Origin of the sequence: Nocardia sp. CA-107356 (assembly GCF_050946365.1) — a bacterium.
Classification (GTDB): domain Bacteria; phylum Actinomycetota; class Actinomycetes; order Mycobacteriales; family Mycobacteriaceae; genus Nocardia.
In genome coordinates this window covers 4620447-4642993 of the sequence record NZ_CP191992.1, presented here as the reverse complement: position 1 = coordinate 4642993, position 22547 = coordinate 4620447, and the positions used below count along the sequence as shown (strand labels likewise).

General features: G+C 63.6%; 23 protein-coding genes. 22 read left to right on the top strand and 1 reads right to left on the bottom strand.

Annotated features, from left to right (window positions below):
• Positions 1–212 precede the first annotated feature (212 nt).
• The 5 genes from ACQP1G_RS20745 (at position 213) to ACQP1G_RS20725 (ending at position 7363) form a co-directional block, all read left to right on the top strand.
• Positions 213–989: a hypothetical protein gene (locus ACQP1G_RS20745; RefSeq protein ID WP_433206816.1), complete on the top strand. Its 777-nt coding sequence runs from the start codon at positions 213–215 to the stop codon at positions 987–989.
• Positions 990–1534: 545 nt separating this feature from the next.
• Positions 1535–2932, top strand: coding sequence for a hypothetical protein (locus ACQP1G_RS20740; protein ID WP_433206813.1), 1398 nt, complete (start codon positions 1535–1537; stop codon positions 2930–2932).
• A complete protein-coding gene (locus ACQP1G_RS20735; RefSeq protein ID WP_433206811.1) occupies positions 2929–4806 on the top strand; it encodes a hypothetical protein in 1878 nt (625 codons plus the stop codon). The genes ACQP1G_RS20740 and ACQP1G_RS20735 overlap by 4 nt, the downstream gene beginning before the upstream one ends.
• Complete coding sequence (locus ACQP1G_RS20730; RefSeq protein ID WP_433206808.1) at positions 4803–6944, top strand: hypothetical protein; 2142 nt, start codon at positions 4803–4805, stop codon at positions 6942–6944. The genes ACQP1G_RS20735 and ACQP1G_RS20730 overlap by 4 nt, the downstream gene beginning before the upstream one ends.
• Positions 6944–7363 (top strand): hypothetical protein, encoded by a 420-nt coding sequence (locus ACQP1G_RS20725; protein WP_433206805.1) that lies wholly within the window; start codon positions 6944–6946, stop codon positions 7361–7363. The genes ACQP1G_RS20730 and ACQP1G_RS20725 overlap by 1 nt, the downstream gene beginning before the upstream one ends.
• A gap of 193 nt (positions 7364–7556) precedes the next feature.
• On the opposite strand, the gene ACQP1G_RS20720 is transcribed toward ACQP1G_RS20725, so the two are convergent.
• The gene (locus ACQP1G_RS20720; RefSeq protein ID WP_433206802.1) at positions 7557–7775 is read right to left on the bottom strand and encodes a hypothetical protein; all 219 of its coding nucleotides are present in this window, start codon (positions 7773–7775) and stop codon (positions 7557–7559) included.
• Between the two features lie 72 nt (positions 7776–7847).
• Here ACQP1G_RS20720 and ACQP1G_RS20715 point away from each other — a divergent pair, with 72 nt between their 5' ends.
• From ACQP1G_RS20715 to ACQP1G_RS20635, 17 genes are all read left to right on the top strand, one after another.
• Complete coding sequence (locus tag ACQP1G_RS20715; protein WP_433206799.1) at positions 7848–8195, top strand: PadR family transcriptional regulator; 348 nt, start codon at positions 7848–7850, stop codon at positions 8193–8195.
• 3 nt (positions 8196–8198) lie between these two features.
• Positions 8199–8891: a hypothetical protein gene (locus ACQP1G_RS20710; RefSeq protein WP_433206796.1), complete on the top strand. Its 693-nt coding sequence runs from the start codon at positions 8199–8201 to the stop codon at positions 8889–8891.
• A gap of 412 nt (positions 8892–9303) precedes the next feature.
• A complete protein-coding gene (locus ACQP1G_RS20705; protein ID WP_433206793.1) occupies positions 9304–10431 on the top strand; it encodes a hypothetical protein in 1128 nt (375 codons plus the stop codon).
• Positions 10432–10716: 285 nt separating this feature from the next.
• On the top strand, positions 10717–11643 hold the full coding sequence (locus tag ACQP1G_RS20700) for a hypothetical protein (RefSeq protein WP_433206790.1): 927 nt from the start codon (positions 10717–10719) through the stop codon (positions 11641–11643).
• Positions 11644–11864: 221 nt separating this feature from the next.
• A complete protein-coding gene (locus ACQP1G_RS20695; RefSeq protein WP_433206787.1) occupies positions 11865–12119 on the top strand; it encodes a hypothetical protein in 255 nt (84 codons plus the stop codon).
• Positions 12116–12649, top strand: a complete 534-nt coding sequence (locus ACQP1G_RS20690) for a hypothetical protein (RefSeq protein ID WP_433206784.1) — start codon at positions 12116–12118, stop codon at positions 12647–12649. The genes ACQP1G_RS20695 and ACQP1G_RS20690 overlap by 4 nt, the downstream gene beginning before the upstream one ends.
• A 355-nt stretch (positions 12650–13004) precedes the next feature.
• Complete coding sequence (locus ACQP1G_RS20685; protein WP_433206781.1) at positions 13005–15305, top strand: N-6 DNA methylase; 2301 nt, start codon at positions 13005–13007, stop codon at positions 15303–15305.
• 239 nt (positions 15306–15544) lie between these two features.
• Positions 15545–15766 carry a hypothetical protein gene (locus ACQP1G_RS20680; RefSeq protein ID WP_433206778.1) on the top strand — a complete coding sequence of 74 codons (222 nt, stop codon included), beginning with the start codon at positions 15545–15547 and terminating at the stop codon, positions 15764–15766.
• Positions 15767–15789: 23 nt separating this feature from the next.
• The gene (locus tag ACQP1G_RS20675; RefSeq protein WP_433206775.1) at positions 15790–16017 is read left to right on the top strand and encodes a hypothetical protein; all 228 of its coding nucleotides are present in this window, start codon (positions 15790–15792) and stop codon (positions 16015–16017) included.
• Positions 16018–16422: 405 nt separating this feature from the next.
• Positions 16423–17475: a hypothetical protein gene (locus ACQP1G_RS20670; RefSeq protein ID WP_433206772.1), complete on the top strand. Its 1053-nt coding sequence runs from the start codon at positions 16423–16425 to the stop codon at positions 17473–17475.
• Positions 17476–17908: 433 nt separating this feature from the next.
• Positions 17909–18091, top strand: coding sequence for a hypothetical protein (locus tag ACQP1G_RS20665; RefSeq protein WP_433206769.1), 183 nt, complete (start codon positions 17909–17911; stop codon positions 18089–18091).
• 139 nt (positions 18092–18230) lie between these two features.
• Positions 18231–18866 carry a hypothetical protein gene (locus ACQP1G_RS20660; RefSeq protein WP_433206767.1) on the top strand — a complete coding sequence of 212 codons (636 nt, stop codon included), beginning with the start codon at positions 18231–18233 and terminating at the stop codon, positions 18864–18866.
• Positions 18867–19162: 296 nt separating this feature from the next.
• Positions 19163–20023 (top strand): hypothetical protein, encoded by an 861-nt coding sequence (locus ACQP1G_RS20655; protein ID WP_433206764.1) that lies wholly within the window; start codon positions 19163–19165, stop codon positions 20021–20023.
• Positions 20024–20604: 581 nt separating this feature from the next.
• Positions 20605–21147, top strand: coding sequence for a hypothetical protein (locus tag ACQP1G_RS20650; protein ID WP_433206761.1), 543 nt, complete (start codon positions 20605–20607; stop codon positions 21145–21147).
• Complete coding sequence (locus tag ACQP1G_RS20645; protein WP_433206758.1) at positions 21144–21548, top strand: hypothetical protein; 405 nt, start codon at positions 21144–21146, stop codon at positions 21546–21548. The genes ACQP1G_RS20650 and ACQP1G_RS20645 overlap by 4 nt, the downstream gene beginning before the upstream one ends.
• Complete coding sequence (locus tag ACQP1G_RS20640) at positions 21545–21808, top strand: hypothetical protein (RefSeq protein WP_433206755.1); 264 nt, start codon at positions 21545–21547, stop codon at positions 21806–21808. Before ACQP1G_RS20645 ends, ACQP1G_RS20640 begins: the two co-directional genes overlap by 4 nt.
• Before the next feature lie 408 nt (positions 21809–22216).
• Positions 22217–22387: a hypothetical protein gene (locus ACQP1G_RS20635; protein WP_433206753.1), complete on the top strand. Its 171-nt coding sequence runs from the start codon at positions 22217–22219 to the stop codon at positions 22385–22387.
• Positions 22388–22547: the final 160 nt, after the last annotated feature.

Sequence of the window (22547 nt, the reverse complement as noted above, 5' to 3'; positions counted from 1 at the left end):
GCGCCGCCGGGCGCAGGCCATGAGCCCGCTGCAGTCCCCCAGAACGTCCAGTCCGATCACCATCGCAAAGCCGCCGTCAACCAGCGCGATGGTCGCCGCCCCTGCCTACCGCGACTGGGCTGGGTGCCTTCGCAACTCGCTGGTATTCACGCCGACCCCGACGAAGTAGCTGACATGCTCGAGGACGAACGAGAAGAACCCGGAATCCACTAATGTCCAAACATAATCCAACCCCCGACCGCGTCCTCGTCGATGAGATCGACGCCCTGATCGAGCAGCAAGTCAAAGCGGGCCCTGTCACCACCGCCCCTGAGACGTGCCCGAACTGCCACGATGACTGGCACATGCTCCCGATCCGAAAGACGCTGCTGATGATGCGGCTGAACTACTGCGGATGCGAAGACTGCCACCGCAACCTCGACGCCTACGACTACGCTGCGGACACCAGCGCCATCATCTGCCCCGGCTCGCGCTTCCACGGCCCCCTCGAACCCCTCGAGACACGCCTCGACCGCGCCGGAATCATCACGATCGACATCGCCGAACTACTGCGTGAACCTGCCGCCCAGACACCACTTCCACCGCCCCCACCCAACGGCTGTGCATTGCGCTTCCAGTTTCCCGCAACCGATACATACCCGAGACCGGTCTGGGCTTACCGGCTCTCACGCCCCTGGCGCGACACCGATTACGTCGTGGTCATGCACGTCCGCCGCGCCATCGACGCCGACACCGGGCCAGCCACGATCTCCGAAACCGTACTGTTCCGCTACTTCCCGCCCGGTACGCAACGACCACCAACCCGCGAATCAATCCTTATCGGCAGGTCACTGATGTCCATCGTCGACGACGACAGCGTCATCGACCGTCATGGCGTCAACATCGAACTCGGTGACCACGGCGCACGCCACCGCACCGACGGCCACGTCGACCCGGACCTGTTCGCTCAGCAGATCACCGGACAGATGGTCGTAGCAATAGCGGAATAACCGCTCACGGAACCGCCCGCCGCAAGACACCCATCCGCGGGCGGCCACCCACAGCACTCCCCCGCACCAGCAATGCCGTTGTGCGCTAACGATAGTCCCGGCCACGCTCCCGGACCGGAGTCGTCAGCGAATGCTGGCCTGTCGCAGTCGGGGTCTGATCCACCCGATGATCGCCTGCTGTGTCGGGTCACCCCTTTCTCTGCCCACACACCCATCCGGGACGCGAATATGACTGAATCCGGCGTACTGTTCGATCTTGCGGCACTGGCCCAACCCAATATTCGCCTCGATGACTTTGACGGACCGATGCCGCTGGTCTGGTCCTATGGGCTAGGTCTTTGGCCGGTTTCCGGTTGTTGCTGAGTGGATGATCTCCGACGGCTCGTCTGGGCGAGATTGCTGTGTAAGCATCTCGTTTCGTGCGATGTGACGACTCCTATTCCACAGTCCCTAGCGTGTGGCGGCTGCATCGGTGCAGCCCCGCTGTTGATCGACTCGGCGTCCTTAGCTCGCTTGACCTGCCGAACGGGTTGGACCTGGCTGCGTTGTCGGCGAGGAACGGCACCGTCGCGGGGCAGGAGTTCTTGATCAATACCGATGGTCGGGTGATTGTCGAGGTGAACGCATTTTTCGCATCGCGGCGGATGCGGAATCGCCGCTCTGGTACGCGAGAGAAGTACGCGCGCGGGTTGTGCGTATGGCTCGGGTATTTGGATGCCGTCGGCCGGTGTTGGCGCGATGTGCTGTCCGAGGATGTGGATGCGTTCAAGTTCTGGCGCATGACCGACGAGGCCAACCCTATGCGGGTAGCTGGTTCGTCGGTGGGCGATAACATCCAGGCGATCAACGCCTTCTACGAGTGGGCGCAAGCGCGCTACGGCGTGCGCAACCCTGTCGATCGTCGAGACTCGGTACCGCGGCGGTACGGGCCGATGCGGGTGGAACCTTTCGCGGCGACGCCGCACGTGGTGCGAGATCGCGACGTCAAGTGGCTCGATCCTGGCGGCTATAAGTGCTGGCGAGATGTCGGGTTGCGAGGTTTGGGTCGCGATGGCCGCGAGATGCGTGGTTGGCGTAGTCGAAATACGCAGCGCGACTGCACTTTTGCCGACGGCTTGTACGGTACGGGTTTGCGGGTGTCGGAGTGGGCGACCGTTCTGACAGTCGAACTCCCTACCGAGGACCATTCGCGTGGCTATTACACCTGCCGTCTTGCGTCCGAATGCGGCAAAGGTGGACGGGGGCGTCGTTATTGGATGCCTCGTTCGGTGTTGGTGGATGTGCTGTCCTACGTCGAGTCCGGCCGCGCCGCCGCCGTTCGCAGGGCCCGGGTAAAGGGGCTCTACGACCAGATGGCCGACCCGCTGTTGTTGGTGTGGCGGGGTCGCAATCGTCGTGTGCGGCTGCGCGCGGTCAACGGGACGGTGGCGGAGGTGTCGTTGGATGCGCTTGATGCCGTGATGCGGGCGCGGATTTTCCGGGAGACTGCCGCGGGGTTGGAGCCGGTGGCGTTGTGGCTCAACGAAGATGGGCTGCCCCGTCTGGCGACTGCGTGGGAGCATACGTTTACCGAGGCCAATCATCGGCTCGCTCGGATCGGGTTGGGGGCGGTATCGGCGACACCGCACATGTTGCGGCACTCCTTCGCTTTGCGTTGGTTCTCGGTCGGCCGGTTGATCTACGAGCAGCGGTTCGCCCATTTGGATCGTGAGGAGTTGCGGGATTTCCGGGCGCAGTTCGGCGACACCTGGTACCTGGTGAAAACGCTCATGGGACACGCTGATGTCGCGGTGACCACGAGCGTGTATTTGGAGCCGTTCCGTGATCTGGACGTGTCGGTGCTCATCGAGCATGCGCAAGGTGCGGCCATGTCGGCGTTGATGGCGGAAATGTTCACCAGCCACCCGCAGGTGATCAGTCGCCCGTCCAGGGGTGGCGCGTGAGCCGGGGGCGGGCCGCGGTGCAACCGGGGGCCGGGTATCGGCTTCCTCAGCGGCTGTTTCTCGGGCCGAACGAGTGCCGGGTTCTGTTCTTTCCTGAGCGTGGCGGCGATCCGGTCGAGCTGAACTTCATCGATTTGCCGGTATCCAAGGAGTTGCGAGACTGGTTCGCTACGGCGACGGCCGGGGCCACCGGGCCGTCGGGTCCGCGCCGCACTGCGATGTCGGCCAGCGACATCGTCTCGACGTTTTTGCGGTTCGCCCGATATCTCGACGGACTCGACAATCCGCCTCGGTCGCCGCAACAGCTTCAGGCTGCCCACATGAGCGGCTATATCCTGACCGGCGGAGTCGGGACCACGTTGCATCGGGATCTCGCGACGCTGCGTTCGGTGTTCCGGTTCGCTCCAGAGGTTCCCGCGGAGTTCGCCGCACGCCTTGCGACGGCGCGCGTCGCCAAGGGCGACGAGCGCGAGTCCAGCTACACCGAAGCAGAGTTCAAACGCATTCTGGGACACGCTCGCACCCAACTGCGGGCAGCCGCAACCCGGATCCGCGCCGCGAACAGCCTCTTGGATCAGTGGCGCGCCGACCAAGTCAACCAGGAATCCGACCCGCGACGCTGGGAGCTGGGGTGGTTGTTGGATCATCTCGACCGCGAAGGCGACGTGCCCCGTTCGGGAGTGGTGCCGGCCCGGGCCAACAAGCAACATCAGGCGGAAGTCGTCAATCGCCACGGCGGCGCTGTGGCCGTGCTGGCTCATCTGTATCCGACCTACATGGAGGTAGGCGCCGCGGTCGCGTTGATGATCGGATTGACCGGACACAACCTCGGCACGGTCGCCGCCGCGACCGTCCATCACCATCGCGCCGATGCGGAGGCCGGCGGAGCACCGACGATCCTCGTCGACTGGGTCAAGCCACGTCGTGGATCTCGGCGCGCGAGCATGACCGTTCCCTTGCAGGACATCGCCCCCGACGGAGGCCGCACCACGGGGCGTGACGATCTCACCACGCCGTTCGGGCTCTACACCCTGCTGCTGGAATTGGGTGCCCGCGCCCGCGCCAGAGTCGGCAGCGACAGTCTCTTCGTCGCATTCACGCCCATGGGCAACGGCAGGGGTCGCGATGTCGCCGGGTTCCGGATACAGATTCCGAAGTCGATCCTGCTGCGCTGGGGCGAGGCGGCGAAGCTGCCCTCGGATGTCTCCGAGCCCGGCGGCGGTGTCCCGGAGGTGCTACGGGTGAGATCTCGGCGGCTGCGCCTGACGTTCCTGGAGTTGTATCAGCGCCCGGTCGCACACACCGAGACGACGCTGGTGAACGAGTACCTGGCGCGCAATCGCGGCAACCTCACCGAATACCAGCAGGTCGTCGCCGACGTGCTGACCGAACAGGTCGGCAAGGCGCGCGCGTCGACGATTCCGGTGTTGTCCCGAGACGACATCGCGGAGGCGCGCACCGATCCGGGCGCAGTCGCAGCCAGGTTCGGGATTTCGACCGAGACCTTGACCGAGTTGATCAACGGCAAGCTCGACACGGTGCTGGCGGGATGCGCCGACAACCTCAACAGTCCCCACTCGGTTGCCGGAAAACCCTGCCAGGCATCATTTCTGCTGTGTTTGTCGTGTCCGTGCGCGCGGGCGACACCGGCGCATCTGCCGGTTCAGGTCCTCGTACACGACGCACTGCTCACTCGCCGACCGGAGATGACACCGTTGACGTGGGCTCAGCGTTTCGCCGAACCCGTGACCCGGCTGGTCGACCTGCTCGATCAGCATCCCGTAGCGGCCGTCGCGGACGCGCGCGCGAACGTCTCTCGCTTCCAGAGGTTGCTCGTCGACCGCTTTCTGAGCCGTGGATTGGACATGCCGTGACCGCAGCCCTGCATCCTGTCAGCGATGATCTGCCAGGCCCCGACACGGTCGTATTGTGCAACGTTGCGCTGAGAAGCGGTACCGACCCGAAATGCTTGTCTCGGTTCGGCGATGACCGATGGAACCTGAGCCCCGGAGTTCTGCATCGCCACAGCAAAGCGATCTCCGTCGACTTCACCCGAGTACCCGACGAGTTCCGGGTTCCGGTCAAACACATCCTGTGGCTGCTGCTCAACGACGAGCCCGGCAAGGACGTGAACTACCGGTTCACCACAGCACGACTGACGATGTCCAGCGCTTCGGCCGTCGCGCGGTTTCTGCGCAGTTTCGCTCAGTGGCTGCACGCCCGTGGCATCGCCCGCCTGGCCGCGGTGACCGCCGCCGATTTGGACGCCTACGCAGTAGACGTCCGAGCGGCGGATTTCTCCCACGGCCAGCGCGAGGATCTGCTCGCGGCGGTCGTGAGAGCCTGGTCGGTGCGTGGACGTCTGCTTCCTGCTGACCGGCTACCAGAGGCCCCGCCGTGGAACGGCGACCGCCTCCGTGACGTACTCGGCACAGGTCGTGAGGTCGGTGAGAACCGAACGCCGCGAATACACCCCGACACGATGACAGCCCTGTTGGCGTGGTCGCTACGGTTCGTCGAGGTCTTCGCCGACGACATCGTCGCGGCGTTCACCGAATACCTCGAAATCTCCAGCGCGGCCTACCGCATGCAGCGCGATCGCCTTCCCAAGAACGAGATCTACAGCCGTCGCAGGCCGCCCGGCCAGACCAGACAGCTGTTACTCGCCCATCTCGACGAGTACCGCAGACAAGGGCACTCCCTGCCCGGGAAACGCAGCGCCGATGGCCGATTGGTGCCCAACGCCTACTTCCTCAGCGCCCAGGCCGGTATCGCCATCCACAGCAGGTCGCTCGAAGCGGTCTTCGCCGAGCACGGTGCGATGCCGATCGACGATGACACCTACCTGTTCGCGCCCATCACCGCGAGGCTCGACGGTCGTCGGTGGCAGAACCGGTCGATCAGCTACGCGCAGGCGCCGGTGCTCGCACGTCACTTGACGACCGCGTGCTTCGTGATCACCGCCTACCTGTCCGGTCAACGGCCCGGCGAAACCTTGAACCTCGAACGCGGGTGCATAACCCGCGACCCCGCGACCGGAATGATCCTGTTGCGCGGCAAACACTTCAAGGGTGTCCGCAACACCGACGGCACCCCGGCAACCGACGGTGTCGAACGTGTCGATCCATGGGTCGTCGTGGAACCTGTCGCGACGGCAGTGCAGGTGGTAGGCCGACTGCACGAGGCACCGCTGCTGTTCCCGAACACGATGGAGGTCAACGGCCGTTCCTCGCCGGACCAACTCAAAGCCCGAACCGTCCACGCCGCACGCAACGACCAACTGATGACCCAGGACATCGACGGCTTCATCGACTGGGTCAACCAGTACTGCGCCACACAGAACAGAACAGACGCCATCCCAGCAGATCCGGTCAAGGCGAGTATCAGCCTGGGGCGGCTGCGCCGCACACTGGCATGGTTCATCGTCCGCCGACCCCGCGGCTTGGTCGCCGCCGCCATCCAGTACGGCCACATCCGCACCGGCATGACCCTCGGATACGCCGGAGACTACGACTCCGGCTTCCCTGACGACCTAGTCTTCGAGGAATGGCTCACCCGCCTCGACGCCCTTGGCGACGCCCACCAACGTCTGCGCGACGGCGAGCATGTCTCCGGCCCCGCCGCCGAGGTCTACCGCCAACGTGTCGAGTCTGCGACCCGCTTCGCCGGGCGAGTGCTGCGCACCTCGCGCGACGCGGCGGCATTGCTGGCCAACCCCGATCTCCAGATCTATCAAGGCAACGCCATGACGTGCGTTCTCGATCCCGCGCGAGCGGCCTGTCGGCTCGCTGGCGACGACCAAGGCACCCGCCGCACCCCCGACATCACCAACTGTCGCCCCACCTGCGCCAACATCGCCCGCACCGACCGCGACATCGCCGAACTGCTCCGCCAAGCCGACCAACTGCGCCTCGTCGTGGCCGATCCACTCGCGCCGCCGATCCGGTCCATGCGCGAACGGCGGGAGCTGACCCGGATCGAGAAGATCATCGCCGACCACCGGAGCAGCTGATGAGCACGACCGACAGCGGCGAGCGAGAAGCCATCCGCGCCGCGATGGAACGGCTGCTGGCCGGCCAGCCGACGAACTCCACCGGCGCGCTAACCGTGCTGCAACTGGCAGCCGAAGCCGGAGTCAAACGCTGGGTACTGACCCACAAGTACACCGACCTACGAGAGGAATTCCAGACGCGCCGAACTCGGGCCAACGGCGTGCCCGCCGCCTACCAGCACCTGCATGCCCGCGTCGTGGACCTGACCGCTCGCAACGAGCAGCTGCGCGCCGACAAAGCCGAACTGGAACAGCAGGTCGCCGTCTACGCTCAACTTATCCACGAACTCACCACCGAGAACACGCGCCTGCGCAAAGCCGGCCCAGTGAACGTCACCGTCCTGCAATCGCCCGACCCTGATGCGGTCGGGCGTTCATAGGGCTGAGATCTGGCCGCGCGGCCGACAGCGGTGAACAGATCCGACGCTGCAGTGTGGACCTTTCGACCCGATCATCTCGGCCACCTCCTGCACCGTCGCCTGCGCGATCGATAGACCACGCTCGTTCGTTCCACCGGGCATCACCCGCGTGCCGTTGTCGACGTGCGGTCAGGGGGCCGTGTAGCAGCTGGGTCTATTGCGTCACCAGTGTGATGAATGCCAGACCCAGACCGGTGGTCCCGCCGAACGCGCCGAACCCGAACAGGGCGGCGTTGTAGACGTTTGCCCCGCCACGCCAGGACAGGAACCCTGCGAGCAGGCCGCAGATGGCGGCCACCGCCAGCAGCAGCACGCACGCCAGCCAGAACACACCCGACCCCGCGTGGACCGAGCCGACTGCCGTGTCTCCCACGGCGGCACTCCCCAAAAAATGCCTGTTCAGAGCTATATAGAGTTGCATGATAGCCAGTGTAGACTATCTATCATGGCAGACAAGGTGCGAATGACCCTCCAGACCCTCGCGGTGCTACGGGTCCTCCTCGTGCAACCCGCGGCCGAGAACTACGGACTACGCGTGGCCCAACGGTGCGGCCTGCCAACCGGCAGCGTCTACCCGATCCTCGCGCGCCTCGAGGCCGCCGACTGGATCACCAGTGACTGGGAGAACATAGACGAGTCCGCCGAAGGCCGCCGCCGCCGCAGGCTCTACCAGCTCACCCCCGGTGGCACCGACCACGCCCGCGCCGCCCTGCTCGAAACCCAGCAGAAGCTCGGCTCCTCCCACCCCACCGCGACCGGGAACCCGTCGCCCGACCTCGCCTGGGGGTACTGAACCATGGCATTCGTGTCCCGCAGGGCCGAACTCCTGTCCGATCTGCTCATTACTCTCACGGCGGGGATCCTGCCCCGCAGTCAACGCGACCGATACCGCGACGAGTGGCAGAGCGCACTAGACGACATGCGCGCCCAGCAAATGCCCACCACCGGGTTTGCACTCACCATGCTGCTTCACGCACCCTCGTTCCACAGGGCTGCCACCACAATCCAACACCGCCGGGGCATCCGCGCTGGCATCCTGATTCGCGCCGCCGTCGTCGCCGTCACCGCTATCGGGGCCACCGCCGCCGTCCTCGCCGGCATCGTCGCCATCGCCGTCGGTGCGGTCGCTATCGACGACGCCATCTACGCCGCTCGCTCCGAGGGCGCTGGCATCGGCGCTACCATCGTCACCTTTGTCGCTGTCGTCGCTGTCACCGCTGGCCTCGTTGTCACCGCCGTCACCGTCACCATCGCCGTTGTCAGAGACGACAGCGACATCGATTTCTTCGTCGTCATAGACTTCGCGCGTGAGATCTGGAGGCGTCGCGGAAGATCTGCTGACCGCCGAGACACCCCCCAATTCCCGTCCCTCGGTGAACGACCAATGGCCCCAGTTATAAGCGGTTGCGCGTCCACCGGCGCGGTCCAAGAACTGCGGGCGATCTACGACACCACCCTGAGCGAATACAGCTACCCGGAGATCATCTAGTACTCGCCCGCGCCACGGCCGCGACTCGGCCCAGGAGCCAACGACGAGAAGACCTGCTCTCGGAGAGCCATCTCTGCGAATAGTATTCCGTGACAGGCAATTTCGACAGTCGAGTTACAAGCTCGCGACACAGCTTTCCGACGGCTCAGGTGTTCGGTGGACACCTGGCACTGTGCCGTTCAGCCAGATATCACAGTACGAAAGCGGATTCGTCCGATAGGCATCCCTCAGACCTGTCCGGAATGGCGTATCGACCATGTCGATGATCCCGATCTGGCTGTGCCGGGCACAACAACCCTGAATTGGCGGGAGAAGAATGGGCGCTGAATCGACCGCCGCGATCGTACGGACAATACTGGACCCGGGATTTCGGCACCCGTGCCTGCTACCGGATCTTTCGAACCTCATTCTCGTGACGGCACAGACCGGCGATGAATTCTCCTCGCTCGCGGCACTGGTCGAACGCCACATCCTTCCTCTGCTGCGCGCCCACAACATTCGCCTGGTGGAGGTTGCTCGCGCCAGCTCGTTCAACGAGGACGGAATCATCGTCCTACAAGACACCCGCCAGCCCTATCACATGCATTTCGACGCCAAGGAACACGGTTTCCGCGCCCTCAGCGACGAGCACCGCAAAAACGGTGTCCTTCCGCAACGCAGCGGAAAAAGGACATGCACGTTGAAATTCAAGGGCTGGACCATGGATACGTGGCGCGACCGCGAACTCGGAACCCACCCGTATCTCCACGCGATCGGCTACAGCGCAGAGGAAGAAAACCGGATAGCCCGAGAACCCGTGCTGAAAATGGGCGGGCACCGGCAGATGATCTACCCGATCCACGCCGCACGCTGGACTCGCCAACAATGCCGTCAATATCTCTACGATCTCTTCGGTGTGTGGTGGCCGAAATCGCTGTGCCGACAATGCCCGTACGTATCGAAACGCGAATGGCCCGAACAGCTTTCACGATTCCTCGACGCCCCCGAAGAATCCTACCCGCATCTGGTCGACAAATTTTGCACCGTCGCGCTGAACGAAAAATCTGGACTCTTCGGTCCGGACGAAACCTTGACCGAACGACTACGCGCTTCGGGCGCGCACACGATCCTCGACCTGGCCGAACGCGAGATCCTTCAGAGCCCATGGGCCCTGTATCGGCTGCGGCGAGTCTACTTCGCCCCCGCCACTGGCGACCGATCTGTCGAGGTCGCACTCCGAGGCACCCCCGAATACACCCAGCAGATACGCGACCGCCTCTCCACAGCGCTCGACATCCCGACCATCACTGACCGCCACCACCACACCCGGCTATGGCTGGCCAGACGACCACCGCAGTCGAAAAAATATCCGCAAGTGGAGTGCTTCTACGTCGCCGCCCCCGCCCTCGTAGCCGACAAACAAAAACCCGGATTCGAAACACATTGGGTCACAAACACATCCGACTCCCTGCGTGAACTCGGCATGACTGCCGCCGACCACCTGCACCACCTCGTGAAGCAGTTATCCACCCCCGGGCCCGCGGCCCTGGCATCAACTTGAATACATCCCAGACGCGGACCGCATCCACATACCCGGCCCGACCACAATATGGCGCGCGGCGGCGCCATCGCCCCACCTTTCGATGACCACGCCACTCCCCGAGGGGCGCACACACGCCGACCAAGCAGGCGCAGGGGGCTCGTCACACCGGTTGCTTTGCTTCGTCGCCGAAGCGAATTCAACCAACGCCGATCCGCGGTGTCGCGCAATGCCTTTCATGGCCCCGGCCGTCGAGCTGGGGCCGACCGATTTCACGTTCACTCCCGCAGCTCAAGGATATTGCTGATGCCCACACTCCTCTACTACCGCGATCGCGTCACCGCTGACCTGAAGCGCGACGGCGCGACAGCCGACATCGCCGAACGCCTCGCTCAATGGCAGCCAACCGAGGATGACAACGGACTCCGTCTGGTTCGCGACCTGGTGCATACCGCTCCCGGTGGAGATGCCTTGTGGCGGCTGGACATCGACAACACCGACCTGGTGGTTTCGGCTGCTTTCAGCTGCGACGAAGACGGACTCCTCACCTACAACGGTGAACTGACACTGTCGATGATGATTGATGCCCGATTCGAGATCGCCGACACCGGGCTCGCCGCACTCGAAGACCTCACCGACTTCACCGAGCAGCAAGACGGCCAGCAACGGCTTTTCCACCTGTTGGACGCCATCACCGCCCACCTCAACACCGTCCTGTCCCAGGTGCTGCGCTTCTCCCAGCCAGAGGCCAACCCACGCAGTGAAGTTGCAACCCCGCAGCCGCCCTCGCCCGGCAACCCGGTACCCACCTTCGCCGAGATCGCCGCGCAGATGCGCCGCGACATCGCCTTCGTAGACCTCGCCGGGTTCCCCGATTCGAACAGCGCGTCGCCGCAGCTACCGCTCGGTGTGCGATCCAGGGCGAGCGCAGAACAGTTGATCACCCTGCGCGAGAAAGCACTCGGCCGAGGCCGCGACACCTTCCGGCAAGAACTCGACGACCTCATCGGTGGGTGGATCAACGCTGGCTGCCCGGCGATCGCGGTCGAGTCGATCACCCCTGCCGGGGGCGCCGAGCACGACACCGAGATCATATTGAGCAATGGGCTGCGGTTACTGGTCAACGAAACCGGCGTACAGATTGCCGACACCCGCGGGCGACGCCTGCACTTCCACGAGGCCATAGACACCGACGGCAGCCACGAACACCTCGACCTCGAAATCCGCCCCTAAAACTGACCGTGCGGGTTTTTCTCGGGGACAACCACTTCAACGATCACGATCGCCTGCGACGACCCCACGGACCATGCCATACGCCGAACGAACAGGCGATTGACATATTCGCCTCGCATGGCCTTCGCAACAACAGGTCGTCGCCAACAAGACTCGGCTGGTCCGAATGCAAACAGGCGAAGCGCGGCCACATCGTCGGCGACCTTGACGAAAGGAAAACAATGGAGCACATCGAGATTTGCCACCGCTGCGAGTTCGCGTTCAAGCCGATACAGGAATCCGGTGTGGCGATGCTGCGCGAATTCGAGGGGTACACCGTCGACTTGCGTCTTCAGCAGTTCCGCAGAGCCGTTCCGGGCGAGTGGCTCACGTTCATAGACTTCGATGAACCGAAAGGCCAAGAGTTGCTGAAGAAAATGCATGCGTATGTCACGGGCGCTGACACCGACAACGCCACCACCGCAGGACCCAATTGAATATCGCGATCGAAACCCTGCGATGCAACGTCTCTGGTGCCGTGTGGTTGGGCAGAACCGTGCGGACGGATGCCCGCGATTCGACGGCATTCCAGCAGACGCAAGGAGCCATCATGGGAAATAACACAACGGCAGAACATGCATTGACGGCGGATGAGATTCGCGCTCTACGGAGTGCGGACCATCTCGTATTCTCGACGCACGATGGGCGTACAGAAGTCAGAGCCATTGTAGACGAATGTCACTCATCGACCGGTTTCGAACAGCGTCGCGATATTCCATGTGACGTATCGGTCCTCGACTACGAACGGCCCGGCATCACATGCGCTGAAGTTTCCGCCTTCCACATGCGGCACTATGCGAAAACCGACCACATTGCAACAGTGACGCGGCATCTCGCCAAAGGTGATCGACTCATGCTGTTGTGGCGACGAAACAACCCGGATGATCCGCGTTACTTGAGTTCAGCTCCTGCTTCAGCGATCGATCCTTCCGGAGGAAGTGACTCACCGGCTCGCCTCCACACTTGATGGGCGTATCGCGGCGCTCAGGATCCGGTCTGCGCGCCAGCGATAGCCAGTCAAATTGACCGAACCGTCCGGCTTCCCGCACCTGCATCTGCGCCCCGGCCAAACCTCTCCATCGTTCAGTTCGACCCGACGGCTGTGACGCTCGGGCTCTCCCGTTTCGACGATGTCGGCGGTACCCACAGCGCTCTGCGGTGGCGTTCTTGATTGTCCGATTCGTGGGTTCCATTCCATCGCGCCCGAAAAGGTGCGGTGTTCGCAGTGTGCCCAACCGCCTCATCGATTCCGTCTCACCGGCCGCACGGGTGCTTCCCACGGGCAAACACCATTCCCAATTTCCCGATCGAAGGAGTATCTCGTGTCCGAAGTGATCGTTGCAGCAGACGGCGACCGCATAGTCGTCGCTGGGCTCAACCCCGATACCCCTGCGCACGCAGCGCTTGGCGCCCGTCCAGAGTGGACGCTGTCCGCGGACGGGCGGACTTGGACCCTGTCGGATACGCCCGCGAGCCGTCTCGGCCGCGCGAGCGTTGACGATGTTCGCGCGCTGCTCACCGGGTTTGGATGCACCATCGCCGAGGGACCGCGGCCCGGCGTCGCGCCTGCCGACTCGGCGAAGCCGTCAGTGGCGGTGCTCAATCACTCGGCGTTCCTGTGGGGACTGTCAGACGTGCTACGCGGGGACTACAAGCAATCGGAGTACCTGATGGTGGTGCTGCCGCTAATGATGGTCCGCCGCTTGGATTTCCTGCTGGAACCGACCAAGCGCGCGGTCCTCGACACCTACGCCATCCACGGCGACCGCCCGGACCTGCTCGCCGCTGCGGCCGAAACCCGAGGCCTCTACAACATCTGCCCGCTGACCTCGCTCACCGAGGTGCTCGCCGCTGCCGACCCGGCCGCCGCGATGCGCACCTATCTGGCGGGGTTTTGTGTGTCGGCACGAGAGCTGCTGGGACACTTCGACTTCGACACCCACATCACCCGCCTGGATCAGGCGGGTCTGGTTCGTGCCGTGCTCAGCGCGTTCACCGACCCACGGTTGGATCTGCATCCTGACCGGTTCTCCAACATCGAGATGGGTTTGCTCTACGAGGAACTGCTGCGGCGCTTCTGCGAGATCTCCCACGACACCGCCGGGGAACATTTCACCCCCATCGAAGTCGTCACGCTCATGGTCGACCTGTTGCTGGCCGACCCGCCCGCGCTCCCGAATCGGATTCGTGTCCTGGATCCCGCTGCCGGGACCGGCGGAATGCTCGCCGAGACCCACCACCGCCTGCGGCAGCACTACCCGGATGCCGACCTGATCCTGTGCGGGCAGGAACTCAACGCGCAAACCTACTCGATCGCCGCCGCCGAGCAACTGATGTCGGGGCGGTCCGGGCAGCTCGCATTAGGCAACTCGTTGACCGCGGACGCGTTCACGGATCAACGATTCGACCTGCTGATCGCCAACCCGCCCTTCGGTGTGGATTGGCGGCGCATCGCCGAGCCGATCCGCGCCGAACACACCCGCGACGGGTTCGACGGACGATTCGGCGCGGGCCTGCCGCGCACCACCGACGGCACCCTGCTGTTTCTGCAACACATGATCGCCAAGATGCGCCCCGCCGCCGACGGCGGCTCCCGCATCGCAATCCTGACCTCGGGATCGGCACTGTTCAACGGTGCCGCCGGATCGGGTGAGTCCGAGATCCGGCGTTGGATCATCGACAACGACTGGCTAGACGCGATCATCGCCCTACCAGAGGCCATGTTCTACAACACCGCGATCGCGCCCTACATCTGGATCCTGAGCAACCGCAAACCCGACGCCCGCCGGGGCCGGATCGCCTACATCGACGCCCGCGACCGCGTCACCAAGGCCCGACGTCGCCTCGGCTCCAAAAAGCATGAACTGACCACCGAGCAGATCGAGGCGATCGTGGCCGACTACCGCGACTTCACCGACAGCGCCACCGTCAAGATCATGCCCAATCACGCCTTCGGCCATCTCCACGTCAAAATCCGTCGCCCCATGCGTGCTCGCTGGGAGATCACCCCCGCTACCCGCGCCGCAGTCGCCGACCATCCGCAGCTGCGCGCGCTTCCCGACGAGATGCTCGCCGCTGTGCTCGCCAAACTCGACAGAGCCCCCGACCAAGTCATGACCGATCAGTCGAAGGCACGCATCCGGGTTGCCGAACTCCTCGCTGGCACCGGTGTCAAAGGTTCCCCCGTCCACCACGCTGTCCTCACGGCACTACGTGTCTGGGATCCCGACGCCGCACCAATGCTCGACAACCTGGGCCGCCCGGTCACCGACACCGACTGGTCCGACACCGAGCAGGTGCCACTGGAGGCGAACCTTCAGTACACCCCGGACCCGGCCGTGATCATCGACACCGAGCACTACCAGCGGCTCATCGAGCAATACCTCGACCACCACGTCCGCCCGCATATACCCGGAGCGTGGGCCGAGCCGACCAAAACCAGGCTGGGCTACCAAATCCACACCGTCAACCGGTACTTCACAAAGTTCCATCAACCCGAATACCGCGATCCCGACGAGATTCTCGACGAGATGATCGCCAGCGAGGAGAAGATCCTGGCGATCCTGCGAGAGATGAAGGGCGCGTTCGGCCGCCGCGTGAAGGCTACCGACAACGGCTGCTGACTCGTTTCTGGTACTCCCAGACCGCGCCGCACATCCCGTTCTGTTCATCCACGAAAGAAACTGTCCCGATTGAAAAGCTGGGCGCCGATCATGCAGATCAGCAACAGCTGAGGCCGCATCCTGAGCGTGGCTGTCGGATTCGCTGCGACATTCGAGCAGCCCAACGTATTGATCACCGACAAGACACACCGAATCCCACCGATCACCTCGACGCAGACAGGCGTCGATGAAGGGAAGCCGTGACCCGCCAGACATTCACCTTGGAGTTGACATTCGATCTGAATGTCGATGTTCCGGACGGAGTCGATCCGCAGATCTTCGGGAAAGCACTCGCCAAGGATGCCCACCAGAACCTGCGGTCAGCCTACCGATCGTATGACCCCGATAACCCGCAGTACTTCAACGCTGGTCTCGCCCGAGTCATCAGCTCGAAAGTCGAGGACGAGAAGACATTCCTTTAGGGGACGAGCAGAAGCGATGCCGCATGTACGAACACGACGCTCACACGGCCGCCGAGAACTTCCGGGATCTTCTGGAACGACTCGGCGCGCCACCAGAGCGAATCCGGCGAGCACGCCGCGACCTCACCGCCGCCATCGCGCGCTACGACGAGCTCGCCACCCGCATAGAGGAACAAGCCGGACTCCACAAACCTGAGGGCGCAGCGGATATCTCGCTCAGCGACGAGGCCAACCACTACCGCCGATGGTAGGCCATCGCCGAAGCGAAATTGGTTGTCCTCGACGACATAGCCACGACCGACTGAGACCGCCACATCGAGCCTGGCTGGTTCCGTCCCAGGGGGGACCACAGAACCCCTGACGACGATCCTCCTGTGAGTCGTAGGAGAAGCAGGCATATCGATAGCGGCACAATGCTTTTCGGTCTTGCGCTTCCTCTTCGTCCGCCTCCGTCCGATGCTGCTGTGCAGGCAACCTGGCTTCGCTGTCGCTCGGCTGGCCTAACTGACCGGTCGAACTCACCGTCGAGCGGCGCGCCACGGGCAGTTCGTCCTTCTCGTCAAGCGGTCTCAGCGCAGCGCTGCGACACCAATTGTCCTGCCCGATAAACCGATTCGCGCGAGCACGCGAATCTCATCCGGCGTGAGGAGCCCCGCATGACCAGTAATCGCGATGTCACCGACACCTTCGCCCGCCACGTCCGCCGACCAGACGACCGCGCTCACCGGGTCCGTACCCGCAGTGTATGGATCGGTGGAGACAGTTTGTATTCCTACGGGTCGCATTTCCCGCTGGCTCGGGTTTTCCGCGATCTCGATGGCATGGCGCGGGTGGTGTTGATCAATGACGACACCTCGAGCCGGACCACCGGCAAACACAAGTTCCACACTCAGCGCAGTCTCGATCACTACGCCAGCGACGTCCCGGCCATTCGCGCACCGTTCAGCGCGTTGACCGCAGCGAGGATCGTCGAGGAATCCATTCGGGTGCTGGACTGGCGCAATCACACATGGCGCCGCCGCTGCGGCGACCAGCCACCGCCTGGTGCGGTCATCACCGCTGCGCACCAAACGCGTTGGCGTGGCGGCCCGGCCCGGGACGTGGCCGATACCGATCTGGTCTGGAACGCCGCCGGTCAACAGGTGCGGCGTTTGGGCGACCAGTATGTCTGGCACACCCGTCGACCCGGACCGGCCGTGGGATTGTTCCCCACGGAGTATCGCGAAGCGTTGTTCGCTGCGGACTACCACAACTTCGAGTCTGGTCGGCGTTCGCCAGCGCTGTTTCTGTCCTCATGGGACGACCAGGACACCCGCTCCTATTTTCTGTGCCAGCTGCCGCCGTGCGACGCGGACACGATCGAGGATGCGCTCGAGGCACTCAAACCCGAGGCTGTGCGGCTGGCCGAAGCGATGGGCCGCCACCCGTCCCGCCAAGGTGACATGTTCGCCATCCCCATGCCGGGGCTGACCAGCAGCCAGCTGCGTCACGCGCACGCGACGATCACCCGGCGATCGACCGGCGCAATGCTGTTGGGCACCAACCACACCGCGTCCATGATCGCGACGCTGCCCGACGGCCGTCAATACGCCCGCGGCTGCTTCTACCACGCACCGACCGGCCGGCCAGCCGATCACGCCCGACGACCCATCGGCGACCGCCGCCAATGGCACGCCGTGGTCCCCAACACCGTCCCGCTGCTCAACTGACCGGCCCGCCGCGACGGCACATCGGCCACGGTCGCGGATCGACCCGACGCCGATAGCCGCAACCTCGCAACACCGAATTCGGATCCCGCAGCGGTGATCCCTCGCACTCAGAAAGGTGCCGCGTGATTCGGATACCGAACCTCGCCCACCAGGCGTGGATGACCAGTGACTTGCCCAGCGGCCCCGCACCTCTCGAAACCGGTGAAAAGGGCACCGTCACCGCTGTCCGCGACCCGATCCGTGGGCGGCGACAGAGCTTCGTCAACACAGCCAACGGACACGCCCTGATCCTGCCCGGCAACCCAACAACGTTCGAGGTTGCTGTGACCGACACGCACCAGTCCGGATCAGCTCCCACAGCTCGTGGTCCGCCGCGGGCTCCGGTGCCAGCCAACCGACCCGCTTACGCCCAGCCACATGATCAGGACTGCCCATGACTGTTCACGCTCAACTTCTCCCGCCCCTCACCGCTCCACTTCCCGACCACGACCTGACCTCGATCGGGAATGAGGTCGGCAACGACATCATCACCGCCACGATCCTCGCTGACCACCCGCGCACGAACCGGCCCGGTGCCGCAAAGCGCGCGTGGACTGTCGGCGGAAGCGGCGACTGAGTCGCGGGGCCTTCGCCCGCCGCGTCACTCGACGGGGCGAAGGCCCAACCCAAACTCCCACCAGCCGGGTTCGCCACCACCGGCATCCGGGTGCATTCCGTCAAACATTCAGCGCACCAACCTATTTGAGGAGGCTTCGATGACTGGAGCGAGGACGCATCGCGCTCGACGAATCACCGAGGCGATGCCTCTGGTCTCGATGCTGCGCGCGCACGGCCACGACTGCGACTACATGTGGTGGACCCGCCGCGATAGTCGCCATGATTGGTTCGAGTTGACCACTCCGCTGAGCATCGATGACCGGGGTGACACCCCGGTGAACGAGTCGAATTTCGCTGTCGCCGAATCCCGCATCGACGAGGTGGCCGCGTTCGGGGTCAGTTACCGATACGACCTGTGGCCAGGCGGAACCATCCGCACACTCGTGGTGCGTGGTGACGATGCCGCCGCGCTGCGCGCGCTCGATACGGTGCTCGCAGCCCTGGCCGATTCTGCTGTCCTCGACGACCAAGACGTCGCGCGACGCGAGTGGGATGAGAACCATCCCGACGGCGGCGAACGCGAATGCCGTGCGGACGAGGGCTGCCAGTGCATCTACCGGTCCCACCAGCATGTGCTCGATGCCCGTGACGACGCAGCCACCTATCCATGGTGCGGGGTGTGTTACCAGGACGTCGAGCAGTGGGACGACCACCGCTACGACCACCGCGACCCACGACCGCAACCGCGACACCCGTCCCACGACGAGGCGCAATTGGCGTTGTTCGCCACCTGAGCCGGCCGGGCGCCACTACCCAGTAGTCCTCTTTGCTACTGGTCGAGCGCACTTGTGCACGGACTGCGACACCCAGTTCGACAATCCACGCGTATCCGCTGACTGCCCCATTGGCCACGTACCGACCGAGCAAACGGACGGCGGAACCGATCACGTCTGTTCGGTCGTCAATCTCGTCGTCGCGTTCGTCGGTGACCACGGCGAATCCCCGCCGCATCGCGGGCGCTCGCCGACGACACCGAGCCGGTATCAACCGCTCGGTACCCGACCATCCACCATCGAATGGAGTACATGTCATGCCGCCCTTGTTCACCGTGTCCTGGACCGACGACTCCGACAACGTCTGCGCGTTGGTCGAGGACACCTTCGAGGAGTGGATCACGATGAAGTCGCAGGCGCCCTCTGGGCTTCTGCGGCCGTTTCGACAGAACTCACCGTCCTCGGAACGACGGTACTTCGCCGCCGGTCTCACCGAGACGCTGCGCAACGGCGGTAGCCAAACCACTAAGGTCACAGCGATACGCAGCCTCGATCCGCTCGCCAACGGCTCAGCCTCGGGACAGATCACGGTCGACGTTCACAACAGCAACCAGGATGCGCACGCTCAGTTTCGGTCGCCATGGCTCATACGGCAACTCATCGCGCGCGGTGTACGGCCTCGCGTCGCCGAAGACCTTCTCATGGTGTCGCCGACCATCATGCGCGGCGCCGACGCCGGAGAAGCCCTCGCCGAACAGGTGACCAGCTTCGAGCGGCGTCTGCCGATCGTCGTGATGAGCAGCGTGCCGGATCTGTTCCAGCGGCTGTTCCGCCCCTACAGCAACCCGCTCATACCACTGCGCCGCGACCATAGAACCCTGGCCGGGATCGCCGCCGGGACAGCTCGCTCGTGTGCCGGACTGGCGACCGTCGTGCTGGTCGATGAACCGTGTCGTGTCGTGTTCAACGAGGCGGTCGGCCCCTACTTCGACCTCGCCCTCGGTGGCTTGCGCGTATTCCGGCCGGACGCCGACCCAGCTGTGGTCAACGATGCCGGTCGTCACCCGCAACGCAGGGCCGAATCGTGGTACACCCACCCCACAGCGGCTCCCGCTTTCGTTGGACGCCTGCTCGCATCCGACGCTGTTTCCGCGGCCCGGGCAGCGGTGGCGGTCTGACCGACCGAACACCTGTCGGCTTGCCACAGCACCGGACGCCATTCGATATCCGACGCAAGATCACTCTGCGTTCGGTGCTTTTATGAGCGATTTGATGGTGCGACTCAAGAGCTGAACAGTGGTCGCGCTCGCAAAATTCACAGACGCTATCACCTTCGGGCAGGCGCCGCCGCAGACGTTTTCCAGTGCCGAGCCGGAATATCGCAGCAAGAGGAATGCGCATGCTTGGTGTGCGACGTTCGAAGTCGTGCACATAACCAGATGGGTGCGTTCCGGGATCTACCAAGATCCAGGCCAAACGCTTCAGGCTGATCTGCCGCAATGTGCATTCAATTTCCGGGCCGTCGAATTGACGGTTCTTTCTGCTTGGAGGATTTGCTATGGCGATTTTGCTGCCCGAAATTCGGGACGATGATAAGGAGCCGATTCGCTCGGTGCGCTATGTGCTCGTCTGCGAATTCGGCGATGACTGGGCAAACCGGCTGGCCAGCGTGGTACAGGTCATCGACTCCGCACCGACTCACACAACCGTCGACGCGACCGGGACACAGCAACACCGCCGCGTCGGCGGGGAGTATCTGATGTTCGAGAACACGTGCTTATCAGACGCATTGGAGTTTAACGACCCGATCGACATCGGCAACCATCGCCATCTGATGTGGAACTGGCCCGGTCCGGCACGGTCCTTCGACCCGATGGGACATATCGTCATCGACCTGGACGGTCCCGCGCCGATGGACCTGCTGGACGTCCTCGCCACGCTTTCCAACGGGACGATCCTGGACTGCGATTTATTTTCACGCGCCTGCCAGGACGTGATCATGAAGCAGTGGCGCGAGTACGGGTGCCACGAAACCAAGAACGCGATCCGTGTCGCGATCGGCGTCGACGAGCTGAGCGAGTACGCCGAGAAGATCATCGAGCAGTTAGTGTTCAGCGGCATCGTCGAAAAGGCCGGTGATGGCGGATATCCGAGACTCGAGGATGTCTCGTCGGTCGACTTCGGTGCAGCCGAGATCGCCGAGTGGATCACGGTGCGCCTCGACACGAGGGTGACCATCCCGAACGGCAGCATCGACTACGTGTTCGACCTTCGCCGGTCCCGTCTCGCATCGGCAGCGTGAACGCGGTGGATATCGAGCAGGAACGCACCGGGCTACTGGACATGCTCGCGGTACTGGACTACGCGATCATCGGCGAGGAACGCGACTTCGAGGACAGCGACGAGGAAGCTCGGGAAGCGCACGCTATGAACAAGATCCGCGGTGCGCGGTGGTACGTCCAGACCCGACTTCACGCGCTCGACACAGTTTGTCTGCTCAAGGTCCAGAGGGCTACGACGAACTACGGCATCGAGATATCCCGTGAACTCGTCGGAGTACCAGAGGCGAAAACCTACATCGCGGACATGCGAGCGACCGGCCACACCCTCACGATCACCGAAGGTGGCCGGGATGTGTTCGCGCTCAGTCCATCTGGTGGGTACACCATTGAGCTGCTGTTCCCCGAGGCGGCCAAACGATGAGCGAGATGCAGGTCTCGACGTGGGCGGACGGTTTCGGGTTCTGGCACGCGAAGGTGAGCGTGCCCTACAACGCCGAGCTGCCCGATACCGCCGTGCACGATCTCGCACGCCAGGCGATCCTGGCGGAACTGACACAGCGCGTGTCGAATTTGGACCGCGCCAGGATGCGGGCGGTACTGGTGGACATGCACCACGACACCGACGCCGAGACCCTGGTCGCAGAATATCGCGAGGAGTGGCCAGAACTCCTCGGCGACTGAGCAATTCAGAGCCCGTCAGCATGTCGGATGCACGATGAATAGAACAACCGGCTGAAGATCTCTGTCGATGCGAAAGATACGCGGGCTGGGATCGAATTGGTCGAGGCTCGCGTAACGCGAGCGGTATCCAGTGTGCTGAGCGTTGGCGCAGTTGTGTCGACGAAGTGGGACCGCCCGTTCGGCGATGTCGCGGCCTGGTCTACCTGGCACCGCTCTGATCCAACACGACCTGCATTTCGTCGCATCGACTGCAACGTCTTCATCGATCGGCGGGTAGGACTTCCCTGAAATCGTGCTGGGATGCGAATCCGTCGCGAAATATGCACACGTGTTACTTGGAGAAAGCCAATGGAAAAAATATGTGGTTGGAAATGTGGAGATAACACCCCAGGACACAATCATTACACTGTGATTGTCAGCGAGAACGGCAAATTATTGGGACGTCTCACCCCGGACGGCAAGACGGTGAATCGCAAGGTACATGCCGCAATCCTGTCCAAGGTCAAGGCCGACCAGATCGCCAGCCAGATCAACGCGGATAAATCAACCGCGTTCACCGCCGTCGTGCGCCCTTTCTGAACACAGAGACAACGGCGATGCCCCCGAACGCGTCTTCCACACGCCGGCCGGTCGATCCAATGATCAGAGCGAATCCCGTAACTCTCACCACAAATCCTTCGAGCCTTGCAGTTCAGCTCAGTCCATTTTGCGGCCACATGGCCACCTGTCTACGTCAGGA

Excerpts from the sequence above, each read along its gene's own strand:
- ACQP1G_RS20745 (WP_433206816.1), top strand. The coding sequence starts at position 213 with ATGTCCAAACATAATCCAACCCCCGACCGCGTCCTCGTCGATGAGATC.
- ACQP1G_RS20725 (WP_433206805.1), top strand. The coding sequence starts at position 6,944 with ATGAGCACGACCGACAGCGGCGAGCGAGAAGCCATCCGCGCCGCGATG.
- ACQP1G_RS20715 (WP_433206799.1), top strand. The coding sequence starts at position 7,848 with ATGGCAGACAAGGTGCGAATGACCCTCCAGACCCTCGCGGTGCTACGG.
- ACQP1G_RS20710 (WP_433206796.1), top strand. The coding sequence starts at position 8,199 with ATGGCATTCGTGTCCCGCAGGGCCGAACTCCTGTCCGATCTGCTCATT.
- ACQP1G_RS20700 (WP_433206790.1), top strand. The coding sequence starts at position 10,717 with ATGCCCACACTCCTCTACTACCGCGATCGCGTCACCGCTGACCTGAAG.
- ACQP1G_RS20695 (WP_433206787.1), top strand. The coding sequence starts at position 11,865 with ATGGAGCACATCGAGATTTGCCACCGCTGCGAGTTCGCGTTCAAGCCG.
- ACQP1G_RS20675 (WP_433206775.1), top strand. The coding sequence starts at position 15,790 with ATGTACGAACACGACGCTCACACGGCCGCCGAGAACTTCCGGGATCTT.
- ACQP1G_RS20670 (WP_433206772.1), top strand. The coding sequence starts at position 16,423 with ATGACCAGTAATCGCGATGTCACCGACACCTTCGCCCGCCACGTCCGC.
- ACQP1G_RS20665 (WP_433206769.1), top strand. The coding sequence starts at position 17,909 with ATGACTGTTCACGCTCAACTTCTCCCGCCCCTCACCGCTCCACTTCCC.
- ACQP1G_RS20660 (WP_433206767.1), top strand. The coding sequence starts at position 18,231 with ATGACTGGAGCGAGGACGCATCGCGCTCGACGAATCACCGAGGCGATG.
- ACQP1G_RS20655 (WP_433206764.1), top strand. The coding sequence starts at position 19,163 with ATGCCGCCCTTGTTCACCGTGTCCTGGACCGACGACTCCGACAACGTC.
- ACQP1G_RS20650 (WP_433206761.1), top strand. The coding sequence starts at position 20,605 with ATGTTCGAGAACACGTGCTTATCAGACGCATTGGAGTTTAACGACCCG.
- ACQP1G_RS20640 (WP_433206755.1), top strand. The coding sequence starts at position 21,545 with ATGAGCGAGATGCAGGTCTCGACGTGGGCGGACGGTTTCGGGTTCTGG.